11 protein-coding genes are annotated in these 13716 nt (G+C 70.8%); 8 read left to right on the top strand and 3 right to left on the bottom strand.

All coding sequences use genetic code 11. The annotated features are described in order from the left end of the window. Positions 1-127 precede the first annotated feature (127 nt). The 4 genes from MET9862_RS02295 to ilvA all read left to right on the top strand — a co-directional run bounded on the left by MET9862_RS02295 (position 128) and on the right by ilvA (position 4194). A complete protein-coding gene (locus MET9862_RS02295; protein ID WP_142581489.1) occupies positions 128-1111 on the top strand; it encodes a LysR substrate-binding domain-containing protein in 984 nt (327 codons plus the stop codon). A gap of 39 nt (positions 1112-1150) precedes the next feature. After that, a complete protein-coding gene (locus MET9862_RS02290; protein WP_438616588.1) occupies positions 1151-2209 on the top strand; it encodes an AbrB family transcriptional regulator in 1059 nt (352 codons plus the stop codon). Next, positions 2209-2556: a diacylglycerol kinase gene (locus tag MET9862_RS02285; RefSeq protein ID WP_142581487.1), complete on the top strand. Its 348-nt coding sequence runs from the start codon at positions 2209-2211 to the stop codon at positions 2554-2556. Before MET9862_RS02290 ends, MET9862_RS02285 begins: the two co-directional genes overlap by 1 nt. Positions 2557-2634: 78 nt before the next feature. Next, positions 2635-4194, top strand: a complete 1560-nt coding sequence (gene ilvA / locus MET9862_RS02280; RefSeq protein WP_142581486.1) for a threonine ammonia-lyase, biosynthetic — start codon at positions 2635-2637, stop codon at positions 4192-4194. 2 nt (positions 4195-4196) lie between these two features. On the opposite strand, the gene MET9862_RS02275 is transcribed toward ilvA, so the two are convergent. From MET9862_RS02275 to MET9862_RS02265, 3 genes are all read right to left on the bottom strand, one after another. Beyond that, the gene (locus MET9862_RS02275; protein WP_438616589.1) at positions 4197-4856 is read right to left on the bottom strand and encodes an MgtC/SapB family protein; all 660 of its coding nucleotides are present in this window, start codon (positions 4854-4856) and stop codon (positions 4197-4199) included. 143 nt (positions 4857-4999) lie between these two features. Then, the gene (locus tag MET9862_RS02270; protein WP_142581485.1) at positions 5000-5938 is read right to left on the bottom strand and encodes an EcsC family protein; all 939 of its coding nucleotides are present in this window, start codon (positions 5936-5938) and stop codon (positions 5000-5002) included. A 113-nt stretch (positions 5939-6051) separates the two neighbouring features. Then, the gene (locus MET9862_RS02265; RefSeq protein WP_244612525.1) at positions 6052-7467 is read right to left on the bottom strand and encodes an AmpG family muropeptide MFS transporter; all 1416 of its coding nucleotides are present in this window, start codon (positions 7465-7467) and stop codon (positions 6052-6054) included. A gap of 209 nt (positions 7468-7676) precedes the next feature. Here MET9862_RS02265 and MET9862_RS02260 point away from each other — a divergent pair, with 209 nt between their 5' ends. From MET9862_RS02260 to MET9862_RS02245, 4 genes are all read left to right on the top strand, one after another. After that, a complete protein-coding gene (locus MET9862_RS02260) occupies positions 7677-8765 on the top strand; it encodes a PAS domain-containing protein (protein ID WP_142581484.1) in 1089 nt (362 codons plus the stop codon). A 60-nt stretch (positions 8766-8825) separates the two neighbouring features. Continuing rightward, a complete protein-coding gene (locus MET9862_RS02255; protein WP_142581483.1) occupies positions 8826-9254 on the top strand; it encodes a response regulator in 429 nt (142 codons plus the stop codon). 544 nt (positions 9255-9798) lie between these two features. Continuing rightward, positions 9799-12060 (top strand): type I secretion system permease/ATPase, encoded by a 2262-nt coding sequence (locus MET9862_RS02250; RefSeq protein ID WP_142581482.1) that lies wholly within the window; start codon positions 9799-9801, stop codon positions 12058-12060. Next, positions 12057-13640: an HlyD family type I secretion periplasmic adaptor subunit gene (locus tag MET9862_RS02245; protein ID WP_142581481.1), complete on the top strand. Its 1584-nt coding sequence runs from the start codon at positions 12057-12059 to the stop codon at positions 13638-13640. Before MET9862_RS02250 ends, MET9862_RS02245 begins: the two co-directional genes overlap by 4 nt. Positions 13641-13716: the final 76 nt, after the last annotated feature.

Here is a 13716-nt window from a genome sequence, read left to right as displayed (position 1 = left end):
CTCGTTAAGAAACCACAGGTTCAGGCGGACAACGCGGTCAGCCTGGAACCGTTCTGGACACGGGTTATGACCCCGCTGTGACCCTGAGGCAAATGCATCGTCACAAAGATTGTGATAGACGCAGCCTATGAACCTGATGGGCCTTTCCCTGCGCGATCTCGAATATGTCGTCGCCGTCGCGGACGAGGGCCATTTCGGCCGGGCCGCGGAGCGCTGCAACGTCAGCCAGCCGACGCTCTCCGTGCAGGTGCGCAAGCTGGAGGGGGCGCTGGGACTCGTCCTGTTCGAGCGCTCGAACCGCCGCGTGCTGCTCACCCCCGCCGGCCAGATCATCGTGCGGCAGGCGCGCACGGTGCTGGCCGAGGCGCAGCGCCTGCTGGCGCTCGCGACGGAGGGCCGCGGCTCGCCGCTGACCGGCCGTCTCGTCCTCGCGGCGATCCAGACGCTCGGGCCCTACTACTTCCCTCTCATCCTGCGCCTGCTGCGCCAGGAATTCCCGCTCCTCGCCCTGGCGCTCAGCGAATTGCGCACCGCCGAGATCGTCGATGGCCTGCGCGAGGGTCGGATCGACGCCGCGCTGATCTCGCTGCCGCTGCCGGCGACCGCCCTGACGGTCTCGCCGCTCTTCGTGGAGCCGTTCTGGCTCGCCTGCCCGGCCGAGCATCCGCTGGCGCAGGGCGGAGCGTTGCGTGCCACCGACATCGCCGGCCCCGATCTCCTGCTCCTCGACGAGGGCAACTGCCTGCGCGACCAGACGGTGGCGGCCTGCGGCGCCGGCGGCTCGGCCGGCCGCCACGCCACCAGCCTGGAGACGCTCCGCTCGATGGTGGCGGCGGGGGCCGGCTACACCCTGCTTCCCGCGCTCGCGGTGCCCGCCGGGCCGGATCCGAGCGGGCTCACCGTGACGCGCGGCTTCGACGCGGACGGGCCCGGCCGCACCATCGCGCTCGCTTGGCGCACCAGCGACCCGCGCGCCCCGGGCCTTGCCCATCTCGCCGCCTTCCTGCGCGGCCATGCCCCCGCCGGCACGGCGGCCTGCCGCGACGATGCCGCGCCGCCGTCACCCCCTGCACCCTTGCTGCGCCGTGACAGGCGGGCCGAAGCGGTGTAGCGCGGCCGTGCCGCTCGCATGGCACACCAGATTCTCCCCGTGTCCCACCTTCGAACCTTCGGTCTCTGGAGCGCGCTCGTCGCGGTCTCCGCCCTCCTCGCCTACGGTCTGCACGCGGCCCATTTCCCGGCGGCGCTGCTGCTCGGGCCGATGCTCGCGGCCATCGCCTTCGGGGTGACGGGTGCGCGGCTCGCGCTGCCGCGCGCTGGATTCCAGGCGGCCCAGGCGATGATCGGCTGCCTCGTCGCCCATGCCGTGACCGGCTCGATCGCCAACACCCTGGCCGATGACGGCTTCGTGATCATCGCCGTGGTCCTCGTCACCGTCGCGGCGGGCGGCGTGGTCGGCTGGGCGTTGACCCGCCTGCGCGTCCTGCCCGGCACCACCGCCGCTTGGGGCTCCTCGCCCGGCGGGGCCTCGGCCATGGTGGCGATGTCGGAGGAGTTTGGCGCCGATCCCCGCCTCGTCGCCTTCATGCAATATGTGCGCGTCGTGGCCGTGGTGCTCTCGGCCTCCCTCGTGACCCGGATCCTGCTCCAGGGCAGCCCGCTCCCGGCCGGGCCCGACCAGGCGGCCGAGGCGGCCTCCGCCGCCTCCGTATTCACCACCCTCGTGGTCGCCTCGGTCGGCGCAGCGGTCGCCATGGCGCTCCGCGTGCCGGCCGGCGCCCTCGTCGGCCCGATGATCCTCGGCGCCGGGCTGCACGCCGCCGGCCTCGTCCGCATGGACCTGCCGCCGCCGGTGCTCGACCTCGCCTACGCGGCCATCGGCTGGTATGTCGGCCTGCGCTTCACCCGCGAGACCCTCAGGCTCACGATCCGGGCGCTGCCCGGAATCCTGGTGGCGACCTTCGCGGTGATCCTGCTCTGCGGCGGCTGGGCCTACGCGCTGACCCATCTCCTCGCCATCGACTTCCTCACCGCCTTCCTGGCGACGAGCCCCGGCGGGCTCGATTCGGTGGCGATCATCGCGGTGGGCTCGAACGCCGACGTCTCCTTCGTGCTGGCGGTGCAGACGCTGCGGCTGTTCGTGGTGCTGGTGACCGGCCCGCTTCTGGCCAAGTGGATCGCCCGCGCCGTGCCGGGGGGCGCGGCCTGATGGGCGCGCTCGTCCTCGCCTTCCTCAATTCCTGGCGGGGCCTCCGCCACGGGGCCCGCACCGAACGGGCGGTGCGCCAGGAGCTGGCGCTGCTCGCCCTCGGCGTGCCCGTCGCCCTCGTGCTCGGTTCGGGCCTCTGGGTGAAGGTCGCGCTCGTGGCGAGCCTGCTGCTGATGCTCGCCGCCGAGTTCCTGAACACGGCGATGGAGAAGCTCTGCGATCACCTGCATCCGGATCGGCACCCGGCCATCGGCACGGTCAAGGACCTCGCCTCGGCCGGGACCTTCCTGGCGCAGATGATCGCGGCCCTCGTCTGGATCGCCGCGCTGATCGAGCGCCTGTCGTAACGGGATCATGGCTGCCCCGCGGCCGCCCGGCGTTTCGGGCGCTCGCATCTCGCGGCGCGAAGGTCTATCTCGGCGGGCATGACGACCGACCGCCCGGCCACCGACTATATCCGCAAGATCCTCACCGCCCGCGTCTACGACGTGGCGATCGAGAGCCCGCTCGACCCGATGCCGCGGCTGACGGCCCGGCTCGGCCGCCCGGTGCTCCTGAAGCGCGAGGATCTGCAGCCGGTCTTCTCGTTCAAGCTGCGCGGCGCCTACAACAAGATGGCCGGGCTCGATGCCGAGCAGCTCGGCCGCGGCGTGGTCTGCGCCTCGGCCGGCAACCACGCGCAGGGTGTGGCGCTCGGCGCCGCCAAGCTCGGCGCGCGCGCCGTGATCGTGATGCCGCGCACCACCCCCGCCATCAAGGTCGATGCCTGCCGGGCGCGCGGCGCCGAGGTGGTGCTGCACGGCGACACCTTCGACGAGGCCCTCACCGAGGCGCGCCGGCTCGAGGCCGAGCAGGGCCTGACCTTCCTCCATCCCTTCGACGATCCCGACGTGATCGCCGGCCAGGGCACGATCGGCAAGGAGATCCTGGAGCACCATCCGGGGCCGATCGAGGCGATCTTCGTGCCGATCGGCGGCGGTGGGCTCGCGGCCGGGATCAGTACGATCGTGAAGTATCTCCGCCCCGAGACCAAGGTGATCGGCGTCGAGCCGGACGATGCCGCCTGCATGGCCGAGGCGCTGAAGGCCGACGCGCGGGTGACGCTGCCCACCGTCGGCCTGTTCGCCGACGGCGTCGCCGTGCGCCAGGCCGGCGAGGAGACCTTCCGCCTCTGCCGCGAGCATCTCGACGGGGTGATCACCGTGGACACCGACGCCATGTGCGCGGCGGTAAAGGACATCTTCGACGACACCCGCGCCGTGTCCGAGCCCTCCGGGGCGCTGTCGCTCGCCGGCGCCAAGGCCTGGGCGGCCGAGCATGGCGGCGCGGGCACGCTGATCGCCATCTCGTCGGGCGCCAACCTGAACTTCGACCGGCTCCGCCACATCGCCGAGCGGGCCGAGATCGGCGAGGAGCGCGAGGCGCTGATCGGCGTCACCATCCCGGAGCGGGCGGGCGCCTACCGCGCCTTCATCCGGGCGCTGGGGCCGCGCGCCATCACCGAGTTCAACTATCGCTACGCCCGCGGCGCCGACGCGCAGATCTTCGTCGGCATCAACCTCGCGGGCGGCAAGCCCGAGAAGCGCGCGCTGATCGCCTCGCTGAAGGAGGCCGGCTACGGCGTCCTCGACATGAGCGACAACGAGATGGCCAAGGTCCATGTCCGCTACATGGTGGGCGGGCGGGCCCTCGGCCTCGTCCATGAGCGGCTCTACCGCTTCCAGTTCCCGGAGCGGCCGGGCGCTCTGCTGAAGTTCCTCGAGGCGCTGGGCGAGGACTTCAACATCAGCCTGTTCCACTACCGGAACCACGGGGCCGATTACGGCCGCGTCCTCGCCGGGATCGAGGTGCGCCCGGCCGACCGCGCCCGCTTCGACGCGGCACTGGAGGCCCTGGGCTACCCCTGTTTCGACGAGACCGACAACCCGGCCTACCGCCTGTTCCTCGACAACGGCACCGGCCCGGCCACCAAGGCAGCGGAATAGGATCAGTCCGGCTCGACGGCGACGCTCTCGACCTCGGGCAGCGCCCGCAGGATGCGCGCCACGCGCTCGGCCTGGGCGGGCGAGAGGCGCGTGAGCGCCAGCTGGATCTCGTCGCAGCCCGCCGCGTCCGCCGGGCGCAGGATGAACTGGCGGATGCGCGAGGCCGGCAGGCCGGCGGCCTCCTGCACGCTCTCCAGCGAGAGCGCGCCGGCGCGCGCGACGATGCGCAAGGATCGGGGCTGCAGCCGGGCCTGCCAGCGCTCCTCCAACGGCTTCACGCCGCCGAGGATGGCGAGCACGATCGCGGTGGCGGCGAAGGCCGGCACGTAGAGGCCGCCGCCGCTGGCGAGGCCAATCGCGGCCACGGCCCAGAGACTCGCCGCGGTGGTCAGGCCCTTCACCATCTCGCCGCGCAGGAGGATGGTGCCGGCCCCTAGGAACCCGATCCCCGAGACGACCTGGGCGGCGACGCGCGAGGGATCGAGGACGACGTGGCTCTGGCCGGTCACATCGCCGAAGCCGAAGGCCGAGACCAGCATGAACAGGCAGGCCCCGACGCAGACCAGCATGTGAGTGCGCAGGCCCGCGGCCCAGAGCAGCCGCTGGCGTTCGAGCCCGACCACGCTGCCGAGCACCGCCGCCAGCGCGAGGCGGCCGATCATCTCCAGATTGCCGATCAGCACCAAGCTCCCCGTCCAGGTCCGTTCAGGTCCTGTGATAGGAGTTTTGCCGGCTCATAACAAATCCGACCGATCGCGTCGGGACGGTCGATCAGGCCGCGGACCGGGCGGGCGCCGGAACCGGTTCAGGCGATCCCGAGCGCGGCCTTCTCCGCCTCGTAGGCGGTCCGGACGACGTCCTGGCCGTAGATCCGCTCCAGCCGCCGCACGGTGAAATGGGCGCGGGCGGTCGATTGGAAGTGGTTCATGAAGGCGGTGTTGACGGTGGCGCCGCCGATCGCGCCGAGGACCGGCACCGCCTGGGCGGCCACCTTCTGCGAGACCACGATGCCGAAGCGGGCCGCGATCTGCGCGGTGAGACGGACCAGGACAGGCGCCCCCTCGTCGAGAAGCGCCTTGCTGCCGGCATAGCGCGCCGCCTCGGCCATGGTCTTGGCGAGCGCCGCGCGCACGGCGAAGTAGCCGCTCTCGGTCAGCCCGGTGGCCAGCACCTGCGTCTCGCCGCGGCGCCCGCCGAGGGCGAAGACCTGCATGCAGGCGAGCACGCCCTCCGGCGTCTCGAGATCCTCGCCCTCCTCGCGGGCGATCTCGGCGATGGAGCGCAGCATCAGGGTCGTGGAGACCGGTAACTCCACCGCCAGGGTGGCGAGGCCGAAGGCGCCGCCCACCGCTCCGCTCACCGCGGCCATCGCCTTGTGGACCGCCTCGCTCGATCCGAGCAGGCGCTCCAGGCGCCCCTCTACCTTCGCGGTCGCAGCCTCGATCTCGGTGCCGGATGTCGGCACGACCTCTTTCTTCGGCAGGGTCGCGAGCGCGACCCGGAGTGCGCCGCGCATCGCCGCCTCGGCGCTGCGCCCCACCGTCTCGGTGACCGGGGCGGGCAGCGAGCGCCCGATGATATCGAGGGGCGCGCCCGCCGCAGCCGAGAGCCGGGCGGCAAGGCCCGGCTGCTCCAGGGCCCGGACCGCGCGCCGCAAGGCGGCGCGGTCGGCCTCGCTCAGCGTGCGCTCCACGGTGTCGATGGTGGCCGGCAGGGTCTCTCCGGCGAGGGTGATGTCGCTCACAGGTCGTTCCCGCTGATGGGGCCGAAAACGTGGTCAGAAACGTCGGACAGAGCAAGCGCGGGGGCACCCGCTTGGTTCCGCATAGCCCTTTGCCGCCACCAGGCCCGCCCCGCTCAGGCCTTGGCCGCGATCGCCTCCGCCTCGGGCGGCGCCACGGGCTCGGGCTCGGCGCGGCCTTCGCGCAGGGCGATCAGGACCAGGCAGAGCAGGGCCACCGGGATCCCGATCCCGGCCGAGGCGGCGAAGAACACGGGATAGCCCATCGCGTCCACCATGTAGCCGGAGAAGCCGCCGACGAACTTGCCGGGCAGAGCGTAGAGCGAGGACAGGAGCGCGTACTGCGTCGCCACGAAGGCCGGCGAGGCGAGGCTCGACATGTAGGCGATCAGCGCCGTGCCGGCGAAGTTGCCGGCGAAGTTGTCGATCGAGATGCTGAGCACGAAGAGGCCCGTGTCGTGGCCCGAGACCGCGAGCCAGGAGAACATCAGGTTGGAGGCCGCGGCGATGATGCCGCCGAACAGGAGCGAGGCCTGCAGCCCGAAGCGGATCACCGCCCAGCCGCCGGCGAGCGCTCCGACGATGCCGACGATCACCCCGTAGACCTTCGTCACGTTGGCGATCTCCGTGAGGGTGAAGCCCTGCTCGATGTAGAAGGGCTGCGCCATGACGCCCGAGATGATGTCGGGCAGGCGGTAGAGCATGATCAGCGCCAGGATCGCCACGAGGCGCCAGCCCTTGCGCGCGACCAGGTCGGAGAAGGGATCGACCACGGCGATCCGCAGGGTGGTGGCGAGGGAGCGATGCTCGCCCTCGACGGCGACCGGATCCTGCCGCGGCGCCAGGAAGGCGGCGATCAGCCCGACCAGCATCAGCGCCGCCATGGCGCTGTAGGCGAGATGCCAGCCAGCCCCTTGCGCGATGTAAAGGGCGCCGGCCCCTGCGAAGGCGCGGGCCACCGCGTAGCCGAGCTGGTAGGCGGCGAGCATCACGCCCTGCCGCTCGGTCGGCGCCGCATCGATGCGCCAGGAATCGACCACGATGTCCTGCGTCGCCGAGGCGAAGGCGGTGACGAGCGCGCAGACCACGATGAAGAACAGCGACTCGGACGGGTTGCCCTGGCTCATGCCGAGCAATCCCGCGATCACGACGATTTGAGAGAGGACCATCCAGGCCCGCCGCCGCCCGAGCCAACGCGCGGCGAGCGGCAGGTCGAACCGATCGATCACCGGCGCCCAGAGGAATTTCATCGAGTAGGCGAAGGAGACGTAGGAGAGCAGGCCGATGCTGGTGCGCTGGATCCCGGCTGTGGCGAGCCAGGCCGAGAGCGTCGAGAACACCAGGAGGATCGGCAGGCCGCAGGCGAAGCCGAGCGCCAGCATCAGGCCGATGCGCGCATCCTCGAGGACATCCTTCAGGCGAAGCCGCGGCTTGCCGGGCGTCTGTCCGGGCTTGCGCGCGCCGCTCGTCGTCTCGCCGGTCTTCATCTCGGGGCTGGCCTGCTTTCCTGTGCGCGGAGCGACTTGGACCATGGTGCGATGGGAACTCCTCGGGCGCGAGCGCCTTGACCTCGAACTCGGATCCGGGACCCGGGCGCGTACCGGATCTCGACATGGCGGCGAGATCATGATCGATAGTTCGTTAACGGATTTGCAGAATTCTGGCCGTTGAGATGAAGCTCCGGGGGGAACATCTCGATCACGCGGCGGCCACCGAGATGGCAGCCGCGGATGAATCCAGCATGACGCACGCGCCTGCTCCACCGGACATCGCGCTGGCGCCGGGCACCTTCGCCCTCGCCTTCGACGCGAGCCCGACGCCGATGCTGGTCACCGACGCGCGGCGCCCGGACAGGCCCATCGTCTGGATCAACGACGCCTTCCTTGGCCTCACCGGTTATGAGCGCCACGAACTGATCGGCCGGAACTGCCGCATGCTGCAGGGGCCCGACACCGACGGCGCCGAGGTCGGCCGCATGCGCGCGGCGATCGAGGCGGCCGTGCCCTATGCCGGCGAGATCCTGAATTACCGGAAGGACGGGACGCCGTTCTGGAACGGCATGACCATCAACCCGGTGCGCGACCGCGAGGGACGGCTGATCTATTTCTTCGCCGCCCAGGCGGACATGACCGACAAGCGCCGGCTCGAGACCGCCATGCGCGGCACCAACGACGAGCTTGAGCGGCAGGTCGGTGCGCGCACGGCGGATCTCGAATCCGCGCTCGCCCAGAAGACGGCCCTGCTGCACGAGGTCGATCACCGGGTGAAGAACAACCTGCAGGTGATCTCGTCGCTGATGCTGCTGAAGGCGCGGCGCACGCCCGACGGGGAGGCCCGCGATGCGCTGCAGGGCATGGCCGACCGGATCGGTGCCCTCTCCACCGCGCACCGGATGCTCTATGCCTCGGACGACGTCAGCCATTTCGATCTGGCGGACTTCATGAGCGATTTCCTCTCGGACGTGAACGCGGCCCTCGACAGGGAGCGCACCCGGGTCGAGGCCAGCGTGGAGCCGGTGGCGGTGTCGGCCGCCATGGCCGCGCCGCTCGCCCTGATGATCCATGAATTGACCAGCAACGCGGTCCGCCACGCCTTTCCCGAGGAGCGGACCGGCCTCGTCACCGTGACGGCCCGGCGCGAGGCGGACACCCTGCGCATGACCGTGGCCGATGACGGCGTCGGCATGGCGGCGTCCGAGCCCAACCCGGCCGGGTTCGGCCGCAACCTCGTGGAGATGCTGGTCCGGCAGCTGCGCGGCCGGATCGACTGGAGCGATGGACCACCGGGGACACGGGTGGAGATCAGCGTTCCGCTGCCGGATCCCGCTTGAGCTTCAGCGCTGGAGAGCGCAACTAAGAGTTGCAATCGGAGACCCGCCGCATGACGCGCCATGATGCATGAGTCGGACTCGGGACTGCGAGTCCTCGTGGTCGAGGACGAGGCGTTGATCGCCCTGGAACTCGAATGCCTGCTCGGCGATCTCGGCCACGTCACGGTGGGCGTCGCCGGCAGTTCGAAGGAGGCGATCGCGCTGGCCCGCTCGACGGCGCCCGACGTCGCCCTCGTGGACGTGCACCTCGTCGACGGCCCGACCGGCGTGGAGGTCGCCCGGGCGCTGAGCGCCGATCCGCGCACCACCGTCGTGTTCATGACCGCAAATGCCAAGCGCATCCCGGACGATTTCGCCGGCGCGCTTGGCGTCATTGCCAAACCCTATTCCGAGCGGGTCGTCGCGCGCACCCTCGACTACGTGGCCTGCCGCCGCTCCGGGACCGTGCCGCCGCCGTGCCCGGACGGGTTCAGTCCGGCGCCCTGGTGAGGTCGCAGCAGGCCGCGGCGGCTGACGCGCGCAGGCTCTGATCGGCCTCAGACCGCCCGGCAAGGCCCGCACGGGATGATCCGGGACCAGACCTGATCATGATATGGCACAGCCACGCCTAGTGAAGACGTCTTACGCGCCGGCCTAGTGCCCCGCATTTAATCTTATTTTGCGAACCTTTCCGAGGATCGATCAGGCGGGCGGGCAAATTCTCCTCCGCCTTGTTTTTCGGCTATCCGCGGCATCGATGCACAGCGGTGGAGCACTCCGCTTCAGCCCGACACGCCTCTCTATTGTTCTTCCCCCGTCGATCCGGCCCCGAAACGCGCGGACAACGCTCCCATGTCCGATCACGGATCGGTTAGTCGCGATCGAGTCGGCTTGGTGCTGCCGCAATTCTGGAGGAAGCAGCGGGCTGACGGGCGGCGATCGTGGCCGACCCCTCATGACCGTGATCGGAATCGCCCGCCGCCGCGACGGCTGGGCAGCATCGGCTCGCGCCGTCGCCACGCGACGGTGTGCGAGGCCGTGCCGGGAGACGTGTATGTTTGCAGAAGCGGCCGTCAGGGCCGGGCAGGACGGGGCGCCGACCCCACGGATACAGGTGGCGGCTCAGGCCGGCGCGGGTCAGGGCCATGCGGGTCAGGCCGGTGCGGCCGGGGCGCAGGGCCGCCTCGATTCGGGCTTGAGCGCCCTGGTTCTGGTGGCCTCGTTCCATCAGGTCGCATGCGAGGCCGGCCAGATCCGGCACGAGCTCGGGCTCGGGGCGGGCGCCGCCTCGGCGATCGATCTCGTGCGCGGGGGCAAATCGGTCGGCCTCAAGGTGCGCCTGCTGGAGCGCCAGAAGCCGCAGCGCCTCGACAGCGTGCCCACCCCCGCCATCCTGCAATACGACGACGGCAGCTACCGCCTGCTCGGCCGCCGGCTCGAGGACGGGACCTGGCGCATCATCGATCCCCTCGCCCGCACCGCCGAGCACCTCGCGCCCGAGGCGGTCACCGCGCGCTGGACCGGTACCGTCATCCTCGTGGCCCGCCGCGCCAGCCTCGCCAAGGTCGTGGCCGATTTCGGCCTGACCTGGTTCATGCCCTCGATCTGGCGCTACCGACGCCCGCTGGCCACCGTGCTCGTCGCCTCGCTGTTCATCCAGCTCTGCGCCCTGATCACCCCGGTCTTCTTCCAGATCGTCATCGACAAGGTCCTGGTCCACAAGGGCTACGCCACCCTCACCCTCGTGGTGGTCGGCCTCCTGGCGCTCGGCCTGTTCAACGGCGTGCTGCAATATCTGCGGCAGTACATCCTCACCCACACCACGAGCCGCATCGACGTCGAGCTCGGCGCACGCCTGTTCGACCACCTGATGCGCCTGCCGCTCGGCTATTTCGAGACCCGCGCCGCCGGCCAGACCGTGGCGCGCGTGCGCGAGCTGGAGCAGGTGCGCGCCTTCCTCACCGGACAGGCGCTGACCGCGGCCATCGACGTGCCCTTCACCCTGCTCTTCATCGCGATCCTGTTCTTCTACTCGCCGGTGCTCGGCACGATCGTGGCGCTGTCGATCCCCTGCTACGTGCTCGTGGCGGTGCTGCTGCGCCCGATCCTGCGCGAGAAGACGCTCGAGCAGTTCAGCCGCTCGGCCCTGTCCAACCAGTTCCTGATCGAGTCGATCGTCGGCATCCACACCGTGAAGGCGATGGCGGTGGAGCCGACCCTGCGCGTGCAGTGGGAGGAGCGGCTGGCGGCCTATGTGAAGACGAGCTTCATCACCGGCCTGCTCGGCAGCCTCGGCCAGAACGCGATCCAGTACATCAACGCCGTCACCACGGCCCTGGTGCTGTTCTTCGGCGCCTACGCGGTGATGGCCGGCGAGATGACCGTCGGCAGCCTGATCGCCTTCAACATGATCATGGGCCAGGTCACCCAGCCGATCCTGCGCCTCAGCCAGCTCTGGCAGAACTTCCAGCAGGTGAAGGTCTCGATCGAGCGCCTCGGCGACGTGCTGAACGCCCCCGTCGAGACCCGCTCGATGGCCCAGGCCCATCTGCCCCCGGCCAAGGGCCAGATCACCGTGCGCAACGCCGTGTTCCGCTACCAGCCGGGCGCGCCGGAGGTGCTCAAGGACGTCTCGCTCGACATCCCCGCCGGGCAGGTGATCGGCATCGTCGGCCCCTCGGGCTCCGGCAAGTCGACGCTGACCAAGCTGCTGCAACGCCTCTACCTGCCCGAGAAGGGGCAGGTGCTGGTCGACGGCATCGACATCGCCCAGGTCGATCCCGCCTGGCTCCGCCGTCAGATCGGCGTGGTGCTGCAGGAGAACCTGCTCTTCAACAAGAGCGTGCACGAGAACATCGCGCTGGCCAATCCCGGCCTGAGCCGGGCCCAGGTCATCCAGGTGGCGCGGCTGGCCGGTGCCGACGAGTTCATCAACCGCATGCCCCGCGGCTACGACACGATGATCGAGGAGCGCGGCGCCAACCTCTCGGGCGGCCAGCGCCAGCGCCTCGCGATCGCCAGGGCGCTCGCCACCAACCCGCGCATCCTGATCCTCGACGAGGCCACCTCGGCCCTCGACTACGAGAGCGAGCGCATCATCCAGGAGAACATGAAGCTGATCGTGCAGGGCCGCACGGTGGTGATCATCGCCCACCGCCTCGCCGCGGTGCGGGGCTGCGACCGCATCATCGCGATGCAGGACGGCCGCATCGTCGAGGACGGCGCGCACCGCGACCTCGTCGCCCGGCCCGACAGCCTCTACGGCCGCCTCTGGCGTCTCCAATCCTACCATGCCGAGCAGGGAGCCGCCGCATGAGCCCCAGCCCCTCAACGAGTCCTCAGCCGAGCGGATCGCTCCCGGCCGAGACCTCGCGTGGCCCCGGTGCCCGCGACCGGGCCGGAGCCGCCCTGGACCGGATCGCCACCCGCCTGCCGGCGATCCGGCCGCGCGACCTCTCGCCCCGTGCCCTCTCCGCCCGGATGCGCACCCTGGCCGATACCCGCCAGGATCAGGAATTCCTGCCCGCCCATCTCGAGATCCTCGAGACGCCGGCCTCGCCGCTGGCCACCGCCTTCACTTGGACGATCTGCGCGATGTTCACCTGCGCGCTGCTCTGGAGCGTGCTGGCGAGCCTCGACATCTTCGCCGTAGCCTCGGGCCGGGTGCAGCCCTCCGGACGTTCGAAGGTGCTGCAGCCCTTCGAGACCAGCAAGGTCCAGGCGATCGCCGTGCATAACGGCGACCGCGTCAAGGCGGGCGACCTGCTGATCGACCTCGACGCCACCGAGCAGGCGGCCGACCTCGCCGCTCGCGAGAACGAGCTCGCCGCGCTCTCGGCGCAGATCGCCCGGCGCACCGCCACGATCGCGGCGATCCGCTCCGACAGCAAGGAGGCGGAGCCGGACTACGCGCCCGAGACCGCGCCGGCGGTCCGTCTGCGCGAGAGCGCGGCGATGACGAGCGAGCTCAACCAGCACTATGCCACAAGGGCCGCCCTCGAGTCGCAGCTGACCGAGAAGACGGCGCAGGAGGAGCGCTTCACCGGCAGCATCGAGGCGCGCGAGCGCCTGAAGACGGTGCTGCGCGAGCGCGCCGACATGCGCGAGACCCTGGTGGCGCGCTCGGCCGGCACCCGTGCGGCGGTGATCGACGCCCTCCAGCAGGTCGAGCAGGTCTCGGCCGAGCTGGCCTATGACCGGGGCCAGCTGGTGGAGGCGCGGGCGGCGGCGGCCTCGCTGCAGCGGCGCATCGAGCAGCTGACCAGCGAGACCATCGCGAAGCAGGCCCAGGCGCTGACCGAGACGGCACAGAAGGTGGACGGCCTGCGCCAGGACGTGGTGAAGGCGCGCCTGCGCCGCGAGCGGATGCAGCTGCGCGCGCCGATCGACGGCACGGTGCAGCAGCTCGCCGTGACCACGGTGGGTCAGGTGGTGACGCCGGGCCAGCCGCTTCTGGTGCTGGTGCCGAGCGCAGGGACGGTCGAGATCGAGGCCCTGGTGCTCAACAAGGACATCGGCTTCGTGACGGCCGGCCAGACGGTGACGGTGAAGGTCGATTCCTTCCCGTTCACGCGCTACGGAACGGCGGAAGGCCGGGTGGTGCGGATCTCGCGCGACGCGATCGACGAGCGGGACGCCGGCGGCTCGACCGACGCTCTCTCTGTGGCGCGCAGCCAGGGCACCAACGGGGTGATCGGCGCCCCGCGGACCCAGAACCTGGTCTTCCCGGTGACGATCGAGGTGATGCGGAACGACATCGTGTCGGAGGGCAAGCCGGTGGCGCTGACGCCGGGCATGACGGTGCAGGCCGAGATCCATACCGGCACCCGCCGGGTGATCGACTACGTCCTCACCCCCATTCGCGAGACCACCGCCTCGGCCGGCCACGAACGCTGAGAGGCGCGCGGGGTCCGGCGCCGTTGGCCCCCGCGGGCGGCCCGCGATCCCGGTTGTCGCGCCGCGCGCCGAACAT

The sequence above is a fragment of the Methylobacterium symbioticum genome (genome assembly GCF_902141845.1).
Taxonomy (GTDB): domain Bacteria; phylum Pseudomonadota; class Alphaproteobacteria; order Rhizobiales; family Beijerinckiaceae; genus Methylobacterium; species Methylobacterium symbioticum.
The sequence above is the reverse complement of the archived record's forward strand: the minus strand, read 5'-3'. Positions and strand labels throughout refer to the sequence as shown.